The sequence below is a fragment of the Affinundibacterium nitidum genome, from assembly GCF_014284155.1.
Lineage (GTDB): Bacteria > Pseudomonadota > Gammaproteobacteria > Burkholderiales > Burkholderiaceae_D > Undibacterium > Undibacterium nitidum.
In genome coordinates this window covers 480221-497482 of record NZ_JACOFZ010000002.1, presented here as the reverse complement: position 1 = coordinate 497482, position 17262 = coordinate 480221, and the positions used below count along the sequence as shown (strand labels likewise).

Sequence of the window (17262 nt, the reverse complement as noted above, 5' to 3'; positions counted from 1 at the left end):
CCTCGTGTCTTATAAACGAGATGCTGCGATCAAACGCAGGCAACGCTGTTCAAGGTAATTGCTCATTTTGCCGAAATTGGCAAAAGCTGGGTTCGTGGTTTGGCCATGGAAGAAGCGGTAGTAAATTTGTTGCACGATCACGGCTAAACGGAATAAGCCGAAGATCGCGTAGAAATCAAAATTGTCGACACGATAGCCGGTCTTCTCACCGTAATAGGCAATCACTTCCTCGCGTTTTAGCATGCCCGGCAAATGTGTCGGTTGACGGCGCACCGATTGAAATACCGCATCATCATCGGCTTGCACCCAGTAGGCCAAGGTATTGCCAAGATCCATCAGTGGGTCGCCCAAGGTCGCCATCTCCCAATCTAAGACACCGATCACTTCGCTACTGTTGTCGGGATTGAGCACCACATTATCAAACCGGAAGTCATTGTGGATTAAGCAGGTAGCGACATCTTTAGCAGGCATTTTCGCTTGTAGCCAAGCGATCACTTGTTCAAAGTCACCTACGTCTTCGGTTTTGGCTTTGCGGTAGCGCTCGCTCCAGCCATCCATTTGTCGTTGCACGTAGCCTTCACCTTTGGCGATGCCTGCTAGGCCTGCCGCTTGGTAATCGATTTGGTGTAACTCAATCATCTTATCGATGACATTGAGGCAAAGGCGTCGCGTTTCTTGCTCGCTGAGCACCATGCCTTTCGGCATATTGTGGCGCGGAATAATGCCGTGGATACGTTCCATTACATAGAAATCGCAATCCATCACGCTCGCATCATCGCAGCTCGCGATCACCGCAGGAACATAAGGGTAGACAGGCTTTAATGCCTGCATGATTTTCGCTTCGCGTAACATATCGTGCGCCGATTTAGCGCGATGCCCGAATGGTGGGCGACGCAAAATCAAATCGCGATCGGGGTAGCGCAGTAAGTAGGTCAGATTTGAGGCGCCACCCGCGAATTGTTCGATCTCCGGTGTGCCTTGTAGTCCAGTGACATGCTGTTTGACGAAGGCATCTACCTTGTCGATAGGAAGCTCTTCGCCGGCACGTACAGCGCTAGCTTGGTCGTTCATGGCATTCATAAAAGTACTTTGTAAGAATCGTTCAAAATAGGACCGAGCTTTAGTGTGTTGCTAGCGCTGCGTTTGCGCGAGCTGCTTGATTTTTTAATTCGATCTTCGCGATCAAACCACGATGAACTTCATCCGGGCCATCTGCAAGACGCAACACCCGCGCATAGGCATACAGCGCAGCAAGTGGGAAATCATCGGAAAGCCCCGCGCCACCGTGCATCTGCATCGCAGCATCGATGATCTGAGTCGCGATATTCGGCGCTATGACCTTGATCTGTGAAATCTCACTCATCGCGCCTTTCACACCCACGGTATCCATCATCCAAGCAGCTTTCAATGTCAGCAAACGCGCTTGTTCAATTGCCATCCGCGCATTGGCGATGATGTCGGCATTGCCACCTAGTTTCGCCAAGGGTTTGCCGAAAGCCACGCGACTGAGCGAACGTTGACACATCAATTCGAGCGCATATTCCGCTGCACCAATGGCACGCATGCAGTGATGAATTCGACCGGGTCCAAGTCGCCCTTGTGCGATTTCGAAACCCCGTCCAATGCCGCTGATGCCATCATCACCGCCAATGATGGCAGATAGTGGAAGACGTACGTTAGTAAAACTCACTTCACCGTGACCAAATGGCTCGTCCAAGGTATGAAAGACCGGCAGCATACGTTCAATTTTTACGCCAGGAGTGTCAAGCGGCACCAAGACCATAGAATGCTGACGATGTTTGTCGGCAGTCGCATCGCTTAAACCCATGAAGATCAGCACTTTGCAATTGGGATGGCCAATGCCAGAGCTCCACCATTTGCGGCCATTGATCACCACCTCATCGCCTTCGACAATAGCGGTCGCTTGCATATTGGTTGCATCACTCGATGCGACGTCGGGTTCAGTCATGCAGAACGCAGAACGAATTTCCCCATTCATCAAAGGTTTAAGCCAGCGTTGTTTTTGTTCTTCGGAGCCATACTTAACCAAGACCTCCATATTGCCGGTATCTGGCGCATTACAGTTGAATACTTCGGGCGACATCATCGATCGGCCGGTGATTTCGGCTAGAGGCGCATAGTCCACATTCGCTAAGCGCGCGCCGTCTTCCGGCAAAAACAGATTCCACAAACCCGCAGCTTTGGCTTTAGCCTTAAGCTCTTCCATGATGGCCGGTTGCTGCCATTGGGCCCAGTCACTACCGCCCTTGAGTTGCTGGTAGTAAGTGGCTTCGGCAGGTAAAACCTCTTCCTGCATAAACTTTTGCATACGAGCGATGAGATCTTTGGCGATGGGAGAATGGTCGAAATTCATGCGGTGCTTTCTTCGATTGGGTCAAAATCGTTGCCCAGCTTAAAGCGTGGAAAACTTGGTCTAAACCGCAGCATACGGCTGGCCATAAAATAGATCAAATGAATGATATGCATGTGGCATAATTCATGCTATGCATATCTCAAGAACTGATCTGAACCTCTTCGTCGTCCTCGATGCCATCTACAGCCAAGGCAGTATCACACGCGCCAGTCAGGTCTTAAACTTGAGTCAGCCAGCTTTGAGCCATGCTTTGGCGCGCTTGCGTACGATGTTTAATGATCCGCTTTTTGTGCGTCAAGGCTCAGTGATGGCGCCGACCGCCTTTACGCGTAGCATCATCATGCAAGTACGTCAGGGTTTGCAATTGTTTGAATCCAGTTTGCAAGCGGAGCAGAGCTTTGATGCGAGTAAAGCGCAGCGCAGTTTTCATCTCGGCTTACGCGATGTGTTTGAGGCCACGCTTTTGCCTCAACTGATGCAGAGAATTGCCGAGCAAGCGCCGGGGATGTTGATTTCCAGTGTGCGTGTAGATCGCACTGATATCGAAACGGAACTCAGTAGCGGCAATCTCGACATGGTGCTCGATGTTCCCATGCCTATGGCGTCTGGCAGCGCTATCCGTCATCAACGAGTGACGCGAGACCGTCTGATTGTCTTATCACGTAAAGGACATCCTGCATTTCCCAAAAAGAAGGGCAAGCTGCTCGATCTCGATACTTATGTGCAGCAAGCCCATGTCTTAGTGTCCTCGCGCCGTAAGGGTTTGGGTTTGGAAGACACAGAATTGAACCGTGAAGGTTTGCGTCGCCACATCGCCTTGCGCTGTCAACACTACTTCGCGGCCTGCCGTGTGGTGTCAGAAACCGACTTATTACTGACGATGCCTGAGCATTATGCCAATATCGCTAATGCGCAATTCCAAAATCGCATCGATGCTTTTCCCCTCACAACACAACCGATTGACGCGCATCTGTATTGGCATGCGAATACCGACAACGATGCGGCGGCAAGGTGGTTGCGACAACAATTGGTAGAGGTAATGCGAGGGGAGTAAGTGAGGTTGAACGTATTGCTCGGTGACTCCGTTTCGCTGGAGAGTGGATGCAGTATCGACAGGTCTTTAGAAAATAAACTATGCAAATGCTTGAGAAAGCATGCCCAATGAGCAATAATTATTGCTCAATTTGAATTTATTTTTCAAAACTTTGATCTGGCCTAGCGTAAGGAGATACTCGTGCGACCAAGCAGTAGAATTATTTTTCTGGGAATATTGACCGGCCTTTTGAGCTCTTGTGGTGGCGATACACGTGATACCCATCCGCAAACGCAAGTAGTGTCGGCACCCGCTCCACAACAAGCAGAGATCGTCATCGACGGCTTTCGTTCAGACTTTGTCGTGAAGAGATCAGCGCAAGGTATCGTACTCTCGGAAAAAAATACATCCATCGAGAAATCCTATAGTGGCTTCCCTATTTTTAGATTTAAGGACAGTATCGTCGACACGGCGATGGTGACTAAGTTACAGGGACTGACGGATAAAGATGTGAATGCGCTTCTCGAATTGTATGTCGCGTTCTTTAATCGTGTGCCAGATTCACAGGGGTTGTCATACTGGGCGAGCAAACTGAAGCAAGGTGTCACCATTGACCAAATCGCAGCGAGCTTTTATGAAGCTGCAGTCTTGTACCCCGAGCTCACTGGTTACACGACAGGAATGTCAAATACAGCATTCATTCAAATCATTTACCGTAATGTGCTTGGACGACAAACTGTAGACCAAGCGGGATTAGATTACTGGAACGCCGAGCTCTCGAGTGGACGTTCGTCGAGAGCGCGATTGGTATGGACGATACTCAATGCTGCGCATACCTTCAAGAATGACGTGACCTATGGAGCCGTTGCCGACTTACTCGACCGAAAAATTGAAGTGGCACGCTATGTCGCTATCGATGAGGGGGTGTCTTATACCAGCGATGCCGAGAATATACGTAAAGGTATGGAGATTGCAAAAGCGGTGACCCCCACCGACTCATCGACAGCCAAGTTAGCTGTCGGGTTTAGTGACGTAGGCGTTCAAGCAAAATTGCTTAGTTTGAGCGTAGACACTTCAAATCAGTTTCTCACAGTCGCTGGCGAACAAGGAAAACTGGGGTATCTATACAATGGTAACTACTACCTCAAAGGCGCGACCTACACGCTGTATACAAAAAACTTTGGAAAGAACGCTCTCTACGAATATGAGGTCGCGACGGCTGGATGGAATAAGGCTGAAGCTTTAAAGAACTTAAATGCCTTCGGTGCGCGTGGATTTTACTTTTACGGAACCTACTTATTTGGAGATGGCACGAAGTCTCTCTTTATCCATAATAAGTCAGACCCTCGAGTTTTCAAGTATCGGTTGGAGGACGTATATTCCACTTCAAAAGAGACGCTCACTAAACTCGAGAGTTTAGGAAAAGACGGCTATCAATTTACTGGCAGTTTCATCTTCTCTGATGGCACAGTGGGCATTTATGTTGACGAAAATGCTAATGGAGCGACCTATCAGTACAAATTGCTACCAGGCTCTGGTAGTGTCGATAGCGAAGTGAGTCGCTTAAACGAGTTAGGAGCGCAAGGCTTTCGCTTCGCCGGCAGTATCGCTCAGAGCGATGGTATTTTTACGATCTACCAAAAAAGGTCTACCGATACACAGTCCTACAGATATGCAGCACTTGCCAACGTCGACGACTATTCGGGCTGGTTAAGTCAATTGAATTCACAGGGAAATCGCGGGTATCGCTTCCTCATGTCAAGCGCCTTTGGAGTGGGTGCAACTTATAGCACTGCAAATATTTATGTGCAAGGTGATTCCATTCGTCATTCACCATTTGGCTTTTGAAAAAAGTCAGTCCGAGCCAAGCACGATGAGCGTTCAAAGTGCTTGGCGCAAAAAATGAGATAGGGATTGGATAAAGCCTTGTAGTAGGCGATCGATAAAATCGATATACTGTGCAAACATACAGTATTTTGATTTTCGCTCATATTTATCGATTCATTCGCTTCAATGTCGTCTCATATCAATTCCATGCTCGAATCCGATGTCGCATCGGAGGCAGGGCTTCCAATTCTGGACCCCTTGTACTACCTCGACAATTTCGAGCTTGTACTCGACTGGGTACGCTCGCGTTATGACGATGTGCTCAACGCGGAAGAGAAGCAATTCATCGACCAGTTTGCCGAGTTACCGCAAGCCTCGCGTGCTTTGTTTGTGCGCATGGTCATGCGGAAAGGTGAGCTATTTCGTCGCAGTAAACTGCATTACGACGAGATAGGCGATACCGCAATGGCAATGCAAGTCTTGATCGATGTGGCATGGGTGGAGGAAGATCCGCAATTAAGCTTAAGCGAATTGTTTGACTTGCTATTGAAGCCTGAATTGACAACAAGCTTCGCTTTAACGTCAACACAAAAGCAATTAAAGAAGGCTGATTTACTCGCCTCTTTGGCTGAGCAAGCCGAGTTTCAAGATGCCGATGGTGGTGAGCTGGTGCAGGCGTTTTCTTCGTGGTACGCCAACGCAGATGAACAAGTGTGGCGGATCAAAATCAAAGATCTGTGTCATCGCTTGCGCTTGATTTTTTTTGGAAACAGCCATCAAGATTGGTCAGAGTTCGTCTTGTCTGACCTCGGCATCTATCAATATGAAAGTATAGATTTTTCTCCTGAAGCTCGTGGCTTTCAGTCGCGTCGTGATGTCGATGACTATCTTGCCTTGCAAAGTTGTCGAGATACCTTTGATCAATGTGCCTCGATAGAAGAGGTAGACCATGTTCTCTCCCAAGTACAAGAACTCAATATCTCCAATGCATGGATAGAACGGCGGCGTCATAAACTCTTATTTCATATCGGCCAGTATGCGGAAAAACAGCAAACATGGTCACTCGCTGAAACAGCTTATCTTGCAAGCGGCTATCCCGGCGCACGCCAGCGATGCATTCGCGTGCTTGAAAAAATGGGCGCAAGTGCTGCTGCATTAGAACTCTTGAACCAAGCAATAGCGGCGCCAGAAAGCGATGCCGAATTACAGCAATTAATGCGAAGTGCCCCGCGCCTAAACCGTAAGCTGGGTTTGCAAAAGCCTGAGAAAAAAGCAGCGATAGAGATTCATACTTTGCATCTCGAATTGCCTTACCCAAGTGAAGATTTTTATGTGGAACATGTAGTGCGCGAGCATTTGCATCAAGATGACGCGCCAGTGTTTTATGTCGAAAACGCTTTACTCAATTCCCTACTCGGCTTGCTGTGTTGGCCTGCTATCTTTAAAGCTTTGCCAGGCGCGTTTTTTCATCCCTTCCATCGTGGCCCCGTTGACTTAAGCAGCGAAGACTTTGTGCAAAGACGAGCAGACGACTTTGCCCACTGTTTCGCGCTATTGGAATCCGACGTCTATCGCGATCGCATTCGTCAGACCTATGCTGAAAAATACGGTAAACAGTCACCCTTCGTGTTCTGGGAAACGTTGGATGAAGATCTGCTGGAAATGGCATTGCACTGCATCCCAGCGCATGATTTGAAACACTGGTTCACGCGCATCTTGTCCGACATCAAAAGCAATCGCAGTGGTTTCCCTGATTTGATTCAGTTTTACCCAGAACGAGAGGCTTACCAACTGATCGAAGTCAAAGGTCCTGGAGACAAGCTACAAGACAATCAATTGCGTCTGATCGAATTTTGTCAGCAACATGCATTGCCGATTTCAGTATGCTATTTGCGTTGGCAAGAGGATGCGCCGTGACGCTAGTCCTTACTGCCAAAACTGATGCAGAGGCGACGACTCTAGCCAACTACACTATCGGTGTTCGTAGCCTGTGCGAATTCACTGCCAAACAAGGTGATCTCGATTTGCGCTTCACGCCGTCGCCAAGCGCACAAGAAGGCATTGAGGGCCACGGGCAAGTGGTGTCGCGACGTCCCGCCAGCTACGAATACGAAGTTGCTTTACAGGGGGGCTATCAAGAATTGCTAGTGAAGGGCAGGGCAGACGGTTATTGGCCCGAGCGCAAACAAGTCGAAGAGATCAAGACCTATCGTGGAGATCTTGCCAATATCCCTGAGAACCACCGTTGTTTGCATCTGGCGCAAGCCAAGATTTACGCGCATTTGTTATGTGAGAAGCTGCAGCTTCTACAAATTCGCGTCAGCTTGATTTACTTTAATGTTGATACCAAGGCCGAAACTGCAGTAAGCACGAATCACAGTGCCGAAGAATTGCGTGTGTTCTTCGAACAGCAATGTACGCTGTTTTTAGCTTGGGCAAAGCAGGAGATGCGGCATAGACAAGAACGCGATGCCGTGTTGGATGCCCTGACTTTCCCGCACGCCCAATTTCGGGTCGGGCAGCGCGAGTTGGCGGAAGCGATGTACAAGGCCAGTCATCGTGGCTGTTGCCTGCTGGCGCAAGCACCAACAGGCATAGGCAAAACCATGGCCAGTATCTTCCCTATGCTAAAAGCCTGCAAAGAACATAGCCTCGATAAGATCTTTTTTTTGGCCGCCAAAACATCGGGACGGCAATTGGCATTAGACGCCATCACAACGCTGGCGCCGCAATTAAACACGGCAGATACGGTGCAGGGTGTTGAACCCATGCGCCCGCTGCGTGTGATTGAACTGGTCGCCAAAAGTAAAGCGTGCGAATATCCCGATAAAGCTTGTCATGGTGATTCATGCCCCCTAGCGAAGGGTTTCTACGATCGCCTTCCTGCTGCGAGACAAGCCGCGTTGCGGGTGCCGGTTTTAGACCAAACCAATTTACGTCAACTCGCCTTGGATCATGAGATTTGCCCTTATTACCTGAGCACGGAAATGAGCAAGTGGTCAGACATGGTGGTAGGCGACTACAACTATTACTTTGACTTGAATGCCATGTTGTTTGGGCAAACGTTAGCGAACGAGTGGAAGGTCGCACTCTTAGTCGATGAAGCGCACAATATGGTGGCGCGCGCTCGGGCCATGTATAGCGCCGAGTTAGCCTATCGCGACTTCAAAGCCATGCGCAAACTCGCGCCTGCTGATCTGAAAAAACCGTTCGAACGCGTCGCGAGGCAATGGCGCCAGCTGCACAAAGAACAAGAAGATGAGTATATCGCTCATCAACAGTTACCTGAAAAATTTCTACTCGCTCTAAGTAATGCTTGTGCCGATGTGGCTAGCTACTTCAATCAACATCCAACCGCTGTATTGCCAGAGCTGCAGAGTTTTTATCTCGACGCTTTATTGTTCAGTCGCTTGTGTGAAAGCTTTGCTGAGCACTCCTTGTTCGACGTAAAAATTGAACGCGGCGAATCGATACTCTGCGTGCGCAATATCGTTCCCGCGCCTTTCCTCAAACATCGCTTCGCGGCCAGCCATTGCAGCGCCTTGTTTTCTGCCACATTGAGTCCGTGGAACTATTACAGCGATTTGCTAGGCATGCCCGATAACACCGCATGGATCGATGTGCCCTCGCCATTTCGATCAGAACAATTGTCCGTGCAGGTACTTGACCACGTCTCTACACGTTACCAAGACAGACAAAAATCCCTACGCCCCATCAGCGAAACGATTGCAAGCCAATTCGCCGCAAAGCCGGGCAACTACCTCGCATTCTTCAGCAGCTTCGACTACATGGAACAAGCGCGCGAAGATTTGCAGCGCTGCTACCCCGATATTGCAATCTGGACGCAAACGCGCAGCATGGACGAGTCTGCGCGCAGACAGTTTGTTGACCAGTTCACCGAACACAGCCAAGGCATAGGCTTCGCCGTCTTAGGCGGTGCCTTTGGTGAAGGCATAGACCTGCCAGGCGCACGCCTGATCGGTGCCTTCATCGCTACGCTCGGATTGCCACAACTGAATCCCATCAACGAACATATACGCCAACGCATGCAAGACATTTTTGGCGCAGGGTATGACTACACCTATCTTTTTCCCGGCTTACAAAAAGTAGTGCAAGCAGCGGGCCGTGTGATACGGACACCGGAAGATCAAGGGGTGATTTACTTGATGGATGATCGGTTTAATCAAGCGCAAGTACGTGCTTTGTTGCCGTCTTGGTGGAGAGTGAGAAAATGAGATTGATGATGACCGAATACGTTGGCCTGTCATTCTCGCGAAGGAATTGGCGAGGGTTTCGATTAGCATGCTGATTGCTCGGCGATTGACTCGTGTTTGCAAACACGGGCGTACCCTGCAAGGGTGAATCCAGTGTCTTTCGTTCTTTGTTTCATTGGCTTTTGGTGATTATTAAAGTTAGTTGGCCGGGTGTGGCCCGGCGGCCACTCACTTTCTTTGCTTCGCCAAAGAAAGTAAGCAAAGAAAGGCGACCACACTGCCACTGGCCTTCGGCTTCCCAATTGTGCGAGTCAAAAATGGGGAGAGTCAGAAACTCGCTTCGCTGAGACACCTGACTCTCTTTTTCCCATTTCTGCCTCACACAATTGGCAGTGTCAGAAGTGGATGAAAACCAAAGCCAAAACCAACGATTCCCGACGGATAATTGAAAGCAGAGCGAACGTCGAGATTGCTTGTTTTGGTGTTGTCGTTGCTTTTGAGCTTTACGCAGCTCCGCTTCTAAATCGCCAATGGTGCGCAACAGAAAATGGAAAAAGAAAGTGTTGCTGTTTGAGCCGAAGGCGAGTTTCAACACTTTCCCATTTTTTGTTATGCACCATTGGGCACCCGAAGGGCGATTTAGTGCGGTCGCCTTTTTTAGGTTACCTTTTTTGGCGAGACAAAAAAGGTGACTGGCTGTCGGGCCACCCCCGACCTACAGTCGCTCGTTCAACCCAGTTGGACCTTCGTACCAGTGACGATTGAATCGCTAATCGCTTGGCGTTTATAGATGGGCGTGTACCCACCCTGCAAAACTACGATACAAATCAACCCAGAACAAACACTCGAAATTGTTGTTTCGGCATCGCTATTCCTGCACACAAAAGCTAAGCTCTGCACATTCTCGGCTACAATCGCACGCCCAGTATTCAACGCACGAACAAATACAAACTACAATTCGACGAATGGAGTCAGCATCACATGCTTAACCTCACACAAAAACTCGCAGCACGTAGCATCGCTTTCGCATTAACTGCAATGGCTTTTAGTGTCCCAAGCTACGCTCAATCTAAAAACAATGAAGTCGGTATTGCTTCATTCAACCTCGCTTGGGCAAGTACCAAGGCTGATTTCAAAACCCATCTGGCCGTTTGCTCTGCACCTGAAGTAAATTGGTGCGACACGCGTCCGCGTATTGCTCGTGGTGCTTCTGAGCCCACCAAAGAAGAAGCAGACCGCGCTAAGCAGTGCCAAAACAATATTGAGACCGCTGCCGGTGGTTTCGAAAAAAGTATGTTGGTGGCGCCTTGTAATGCCTACCGTTTGAATGCCAGTAACTGGACCATGGGTGAATCTTGGTACGATGAAAAAATGGCGGGCTTGACCAGCACTATCGACAAACTAGTCACGGAACACGGTATTGACATCATGGCTTTCCAAGAAGTCAAAAGCCGTGAAACCATACAAGCTATTCTCGGTAAGCACGTCAATGACTTCGAGACCTGCGTTGCTGATCACAATGCTTTCCAAACCGTAGGCTTCGCTTGGAAAAAATCCTTGAGCGCCAAACCGGCACAATGCAAAAGCGAAGAAGCCTTAGCGATTAAAGACAACGAAGAAGAAACGCAAAAGGTACGGAAGTTGCGCCCAGGTGTAGAGCTGAAGATCAATATCGGAGGTGTCGATCTGAGCGTACTCAATGTTCATCTCAAATCCTCATGCGCCAATCTGATCACCACAGATCGCTACCCAGGCCATGTGCTAACCGATGATGATAAAGCCTGCAAAATCTTGAATCGCCAAGTCGCACCATTGGAAAATTGGATCGAACGTGTCGCCGCTAAAACGCCCCTGTTCGTATTGTTAGGTGACTTCAATCGTCGCTTAGATGAAGAAGCCGCTTCCAATCCAAGTAAAGACCAAGTGCGTAGTGACGGCAGCGACCCCGCTAGCCACAACAAAACAGGCCAATACGGCGAAGTTAAAACCCGCTTAATGTGGCAAGAGATTTCCGATGGCAACCCAGGCTTGGTGCAAGTGCCATTGGCTGAAGGCACAGGCGCTTGCAAAGGATTCGTTGGTTTGGATCATATCCTCTTGAGTGATGCGCTCAATGCTAAACAAGCAGGTGGTGCGAGCTCGGTGAAAGTCGGCGTTGATCAACTCAAAGGGCAAAAGATTATTTCTAGCGACCACTGCCCACGTATCACGACTTTGAAGTTGCGTTGATTGCCTACGCTAACATTTTCTCGCAATAAGTTAGGCAGCACACAGTAATCACTGATTAGCAATTCGCAACACCACAAGCAAGAGTGGCTAAAGCACTCGCGTATGCCACTCTTGTATCATCTTAATCACCCATGCACTATCGTCCAAAGGCAAATCGTGGCCGGCGTGCTCGTGTACTTGCAACTCCACCTCCCACTTTTCAGCAATCTCTTGTGAGCATTTCACACTGACTAAGTGATCCTGCTTCGATGCCAACATCAGCACCTGCGTCGATGGCGCATGATCGGGCGCCCGAAACTGCGAAGCTGCGCGTAGCTGCCTTAAGATATTGGCGCGGGCAATCGGAAACTCGCGCGCATAATGCACCCATTCGTCAACGATGCTAGGCGCTGCCGCTTTTGTTGTTAGATTACTCGTGAGTTTTAAAATCAACGCCTCCCGTTTGCGGCGGTTACCAAATAATAAGGTGCGCAATAGTTGGGGATAATTCTGCGGGCGTAAGCGTTGGTAGAAAGGGTTATACGGCGCAAGGCTGGTATTGATCAGCGTCATTGATTTGATGTCGTCTGGATGCGCGTCGGCCCAAGCCACTGCCACCATGGCACCGAGTGATATTGCCAAGACGTGATAGGGGCCCGTGCATCCTTTTGCTTGTAACTGTTGACGACAATGTTCCGCCATCTCTGGCACGCTGGTCAGGCTATGCTGCGCGTTAAGCGGGCCATTCCCTGGAAAGTCGATGCACACAATATCACTCTCCCCAATCACTCTTTGTAATTGGTGTGGGAAATCACCCCAGTGACGTGATTCGCGCATCAGCCCACGTAAAAGTACCCAAGTCGTCATCGTCTTGCACCCATTTATCGATACCAACGAGCGACGGCTTGCTCTTGCATACGGCAGCGCTGTGGCCCCGTACTCATCCAATTGTGGTGGGCACAACTGGCACGCAACAAAAAATCAAACCAAGACGCATGCCTGCGTAATACACGATGCAAACGATGTTCCGCCGTGGGGTTAAACATGCCGTGGCGGGAGAATAACTGGCGTGGATTTTTCTTAACCCACAGCCAAGAGCCCATTTCTAAAGTTAAGGGCAAGAAGGTTTTTGACGGCGCAGACGCCGCACCGTTTAGCGCAGTACCAGCGCCAGCAAGTTCTTCGTGGCGCAGGTACAAATAGTCCCACACATCGCCATGCGTTTTGTATTGCCGACTTTGCGGTTCAAACACGTAACGATGGTGGGGATGTGTCTCGCGAAATAACTCTTCCAAACGCAAGATGTCGGCTAAATGGGGAATAGGGTGGGGGCTGTGCGCATGCGGAAACCATATTCTATCGACCAAGCCAAAGCCAGAATGGCAGTCGATCGCCATACTAAAATCACGCGTGAGCAACTGCTCTTGCACCACTTTGCACAGCGCTTGATTCTCGATTTCCATCTCGGCATTTTCATCGCCACGATACCAAGGTAAGTGGCGGCTAATGCGATGACCTCCCAATAAGAAAGGCACTTTACCTTGTGCTTCAACCGGTGCATTGCGCATCAGGTCAACCCCGCTAGGGTTGGCACGCGTAGCCTTCCACATACCACCAGGGTTGATCAAGGGCATAAATACCAGGCGCACCTCTTGCAATAACTGCTGCAAGCTTTTGTCCCATACGACTTGAGATAACAATCCCCGCAAATAACTGAGTAACACTTGTGTGCCGATGCGCTCTAGGCCATGAATGCCACCAAAAAAACCAATCGCCGGTAAGTGGGGATCAGGGTTGCCCAGTGCCAGTTGATATACAGGAAAACGTTTATGGCGCACCCCCACTTCGCACATCACATTCACTTCGAGATGATCTTTCCCTAAACGAATCAGACGCTCGAGTTCTTGTAATTCGGGGAGTGCAGGCATAGCAGTTGCGGACTTTCAGAGGTAGAGAAATACCAAAGCAGAATTGCAATACAGGACGAGCGCAAGTGTGCCACAAAAATGGGCGGATACTGGAATCCATGACAAGAAATACTGTCGTTAATCTGCATCAAATCAATGTCTGCATAGGTATTTGAAGAAATAGAAGAAGAGAATATCGATTTGGTAAAGAGAGTGTGAGAGAAGGTTAAAAAACAGAAAAAGTATGAACAATCCCTTGAACCATTCTCGGCAAACTGTCTATGTTGGAATCATTGTCATGACAAAGTGAGCCCATCATGCGCGCATTTTCCCTCGTCGTTCTCATCGCATTCGTTAATTCTCATGCGGTGCAAACCGCACATGCCAAAGGCGATAGCGATTGCTATCAGATTAACGACGCGGACAATAAAAATCTCTGCCTAGGTACAAGCAAGAACGAAACCAGTTACTGCTACCAAATCAGAAATAGTGATACCAAAAATACATGTCTCGCAAAGATAAAAAACGAAACTAGCTATTGTTACCAAATCAGTAATTACGATAGTAAAAACACTTGCCTCGCTAGCGTCAAGAGAGAAACCTCGTACTGCTATCAAATGAACGATAGCGACGGCAAAAACGCTTGCCTAGGCGAGACTACCAAAGAAACCTCTTACTGTTACCAGATTAGGGACAGTGATAATAAGAATTTTTGCCTAGGTAAAGTGAAACGAGAAAATAGTTACTGCTATCAAATCAGGGATGGGGATTTGAAGCGGCGGTGTTTGGGGTAATAAGAAAAATCCGCAGTAATCTCATCTTTCAGACGAAGCGATTCTCACGCAGGATATCACTTCAACCACTCCTTAGTCTGCTGCTCTGTTTTTGGGCCAAACAGATCAGGCGCAGCGTGCAGCGTATTGTACAAATACCATTGAGGGCGTATTCGCCGCCCTAGTTTGGGGCATTTTCCTAAAGAGCTGTTTATTGTGGTGCGTTTGGTGATACTTCCCACATGTTGGTGCACGGCCGTTACGGGCCGAACAGCAATGAGGTTAAGTAAATATCTGACAAAAGCTGCTTTGACCTAGCCCTTTTTCCCCCGCCCTCAAAAAAAATACATTTTCTTCCATGATTAGCTACAAATTTAATGTGAAATTTGAACTCATTTTGATCTCTCTGAGGCCAGCTTAGAGCTGGCTTACTTCTTGCTGAATAAACTTTGAGAACAACAACGAGTGCCCCACTATGGTCAAATTTTTTAATGAAATGAAGGCTGAGGAAACTGGCTCGGCAAATTCGATACGCGAACATTATCGCGAGTTCAGCACATGGCTCCAGCAGCAAGCGCCGGAGACCATACAAAGAAAAAAGGCAGAAGCAGATTTGCTGTTTCGTCGGGTAGGCATCACCTTCGCGGTGTATGGTGACGACGCTGGTACGGAGCGTTTGATCCCCTTTGACATTATCCCGCGCATTATTCCAGCGGCTGAATGGTCGCAACTGCAAGAGGGCTTAGTACAGCGCGTGACTGCTTTAAACATGTTTATCCATGATATTTATCACGATCAAAACATTATTAAAGCGGGCATCATTCCAGCGGAACAAATTTACAAGAATGCGCAGTACCGTCCCGAGATGAAGGGCGTCTCGGTAGCGTCAGATATCTATGCGCATATCGCTGGTGTCGATATCGTCAGAGCTGGGCAGGGGGAATTTTACGTACTCGAAGACAATTTGCGCGTACCCTCCGGCGTGTCTTACATGCTGGAAGACCGCAAAATGATGATGCGCTTGTTCCCAGAACTCTTCGCCCGCAATAAGATTGCTCCCGTCGATCATTATCCTGACATGTTGCTCGATAACTTGCGTTCGGTCGCGCCCGTCGGTGTCGAAGATCCTACTATCGTGGTCATGACACCCGGCATGTATAACTCAGCCTATTTTGAACACGCCTTTTTAGCGCAGCAAATGGGTGTCGAACTGGTCGAGGGCAAAGACTTATTCGTCAACGACAACGCCGTGTATATGCGTACGACGCGTGGCCCCAAGAAAGTCGATGTGATTTATCGTCGTATTGATGATGATTTCATGGATCCTCTAGCGTTTCGCGCTGATTCTACTTTGGGCGTGCCGGGGTTGTTGGAAGTGTATCGCGCTGGTCGAATTACCCTTGCCAATGCAATCGGTACCGGTGTGGCGGATGATAAATCGATCTATCCTTTTGTTCCCGATATGATCAAGTTTTATTTATCAGAAGCTCCGATACTCAATAACGTTCCCACCTATCAATGTCGCAAGCCAGACGATCTGGCTTATACCCTCTCGCACCTCTCCGAACTTGTGGTGAAAGAAGTTCACGGCGCGGGCGGCTATGGGATGTTGGTGGGTCCGGCTTCGACCAAACAGCAAATTGAGGAATTCCGCCAGCGTATTTTAGCCAAACCCGATGGCTACATCGCCCAGCCAACTTTGGCATTGTCAGCATGCCCTACCTTTGTTGAGAGCGGGATTGCGCCTCGTCATATCGATTTACGCCCCTTCGTCCTCTCTGGCAAGACGGTTTCCATGGTGCCCGGCGGTTTGACACGGGTGGCGTTGCAAGAAGGTTCGCTAGTGGTCAATTCGTCACAAGGCGGCGGCACAAAAGACACTTGGATTTTGGAGGAATAATATGCTTAGTCGTACCGCAGATCATTTGTTTTGGATGGCGCGTTATACCGAACGCGCAGAAAATACCGCCAGGATGTTGGATGTGAATATTCAAACCTCCATGCTGCCACAGTCGGCGATCGATGCGGCGCAAGGTTGGCGCGCGATCTTGGGAATTTCTGAGTTGCAGTCGGTGTATGACACACGCTACAACGAGGTAAACGCCAAGAATGTCTTGGATTTTATGGTGCGAGACCCAGCGAATCCATCGTCTATCGTCAGTTGTTTAACGGCCGCCCGCGAGAATGCACGAGCCATCCGCGGTACACTCACCACCGAAGTATGGGAGACGCAAAATACGACTTGGCTTGATATGCAAAAACGCCTTGATCGCGGTTTGTTGCAAACTGATCCTAGTCACTTTTTTGAATGGGTTAAATATCGTTCTCATCTGTCGCGTGGTGTTACCTTGGGCACCATGCTCAAAGATGAAGCAGTCTACTTCATTCGCCTTGGCACCTTTTTAGAACGTGCGGATAACACCGCACGTATCCTTGATGTGAAGTTTCATGGCGGTAAAAAGGGAAGCCATGCAGAAGAACTCACCCAACGTGATTTCTACTATTGGTCCGCGCTGTTGCGCTCGGTGTCGGCCTTTGAAATTTATCGTCAGGTATATCGCGATGTCATCACCCCTGAGCGTGTTGCAGAGTTATTGATACTACGCGGCGATATGCCACGCTCACTATTGGCGTGCATGGATGAAGTGGTCGCTAACTTGGCTTTAGTACGCAACGATGTTTCAGCCGAGACGGAACGTTTTGCAGGTAAGTTGCACGCCGATTTACGTTTCGCCAAGATTGAAGAGATCTTGGATGCCGGGCTACATGATTCTCTGACTGAATTTCTCGAACGTATTTTTGAACTCGGTAACTTGATTCGACGTGACTTCTTAGTTCCATTGGTCGCTTAAGTAATTTTCTGGAGTGCGATGAAATACTCGCACGTCCTCATCAACACGCTTCTCTGAAGTTGACGATTTCGTCG

Annotated in this window: 12 protein-coding genes; 7 read left to right on the top strand and 5 right to left on the bottom strand. The window is 49.0% G+C overall.

All coding sequences use genetic code 11. The features are described 5' to 3' along the window. Positions 1 to 9: 9 nt before the first annotated feature. Both H8K36_RS09585 and H8K36_RS09580 read right to left on the bottom strand, forming a co-directional pair. Positions 10 to 1080, bottom strand: a complete 1071-nt coding sequence (locus H8K36_RS09585; RefSeq protein ID WP_186915881.1) for a phosphotransferase family protein — start codon at positions 1078 to 1080, stop codon at positions 10 to 12. 40 nt (positions 1081 to 1120) lie between these two features. Then, entirely contained in the window at positions 1121 to 2374 is a 1254-nt protein-coding gene (locus tag H8K36_RS09580; RefSeq protein WP_186915882.1) for an acyl-CoA dehydrogenase family protein, read from the bottom strand. Between the two features lie 130 nt (positions 2375 to 2504). Between H8K36_RS09580 and H8K36_RS09575 the strand changes: the two genes are divergently transcribed. The 4 genes from H8K36_RS09575 (at position 2505) to H8K36_RS09560 (ending at position 9469) form a co-directional block, all read left to right on the top strand. Then, positions 2505 to 3428, top strand: coding sequence for a LysR family transcriptional regulator (locus H8K36_RS09575; RefSeq protein ID WP_186915883.1), 924 nt, complete (start codon positions 2505 to 2507; stop codon positions 3426 to 3428). A gap of 180 nt (positions 3429 to 3608) precedes the next feature. Continuing rightward, positions 3609 to 5255 carry a DUF4214 domain-containing protein gene (locus H8K36_RS09570; RefSeq protein ID WP_186915884.1) on the top strand — a complete coding sequence of 549 codons (1647 nt, stop codon included), beginning with the start codon at positions 3609 to 3611 and terminating at the stop codon, positions 5253 to 5255. Positions 5256 to 5420: 165 nt separating this feature from the next. After that, complete coding sequence (locus H8K36_RS09565; protein ID WP_230404463.1) at positions 5421 to 7151, top strand: VRR-NUC domain-containing protein; 1731 nt, start codon at positions 5421 to 5423, stop codon at positions 7149 to 7151. Beyond that, on the top strand, positions 7148 to 9469 hold the full coding sequence (locus tag H8K36_RS09560; protein ID WP_329604220.1) for an ATP-dependent DNA helicase: 2322 nt from the start codon (positions 7148 to 7150) through the stop codon (positions 9467 to 9469). Before H8K36_RS09565 ends, H8K36_RS09560 begins: the two co-directional genes overlap by 4 nt. A gap of 151 nt (positions 9470 to 9620) precedes the next feature. Here the strand turns inward: H8K36_RS09560 and H8K36_RS09555 are convergent, their stop codons facing one another. Continuing rightward, positions 9621 to 10040, bottom strand: coding sequence for a hypothetical protein (locus H8K36_RS09555; RefSeq protein WP_186915886.1), 420 nt, complete (start codon positions 10038 to 10040; stop codon positions 9621 to 9623). 389 nt (positions 10041 to 10429) lie between these two features. Here H8K36_RS09555 and H8K36_RS09550 point away from each other — a divergent pair, with 389 nt between their 5' ends. Next, entirely contained in the window at positions 10430 to 11677 is a 1248-nt protein-coding gene (locus H8K36_RS09550; RefSeq protein ID WP_186915887.1) for an exonuclease/endonuclease/phosphatase family protein, read from the top strand. Positions 11678 to 11764: 87 nt separating this feature from the next. Here H8K36_RS09550 and H8K36_RS09545 read toward each other — a convergent pair whose 3' ends face one another. Then, positions 11765 to 12523, bottom strand: a complete 759-nt coding sequence (locus tag H8K36_RS09545; RefSeq protein WP_186915888.1) for an alpha/beta fold hydrolase — start codon at positions 12521 to 12523, stop codon at positions 11765 to 11767. Positions 12524 to 12537: 14 nt separating this feature from the next. Then, complete coding sequence (locus H8K36_RS09540; protein WP_186915889.1) at positions 12538 to 13584, bottom strand: M14 family zinc carboxypeptidase; 1047 nt, start codon at positions 13582 to 13584, stop codon at positions 12538 to 12540. Between the two features lie 1227 nt (positions 13585 to 14811). Between H8K36_RS09540 and H8K36_RS09535 the strand changes: the two genes are divergently transcribed. After that, the gene (locus H8K36_RS09535) at positions 14812 to 16236 is read left to right on the top strand and encodes a circularly permuted type 2 ATP-grasp protein (RefSeq protein ID WP_186915890.1); all 1425 of its coding nucleotides are present in this window, start codon (positions 14812 to 14814) and stop codon (positions 16234 to 16236) included. Between the two features lies 1 nt (position 16237). After that, on the top strand, positions 16238 to 17188 hold the full coding sequence (locus H8K36_RS09530; RefSeq protein ID WP_186915891.1) for an alpha-E domain-containing protein: 951 nt from the start codon (positions 16238 to 16240) through the stop codon (positions 17186 to 17188). The last annotated feature ends 74 nt before the right edge of the window (positions 17189 to 17262 follow it).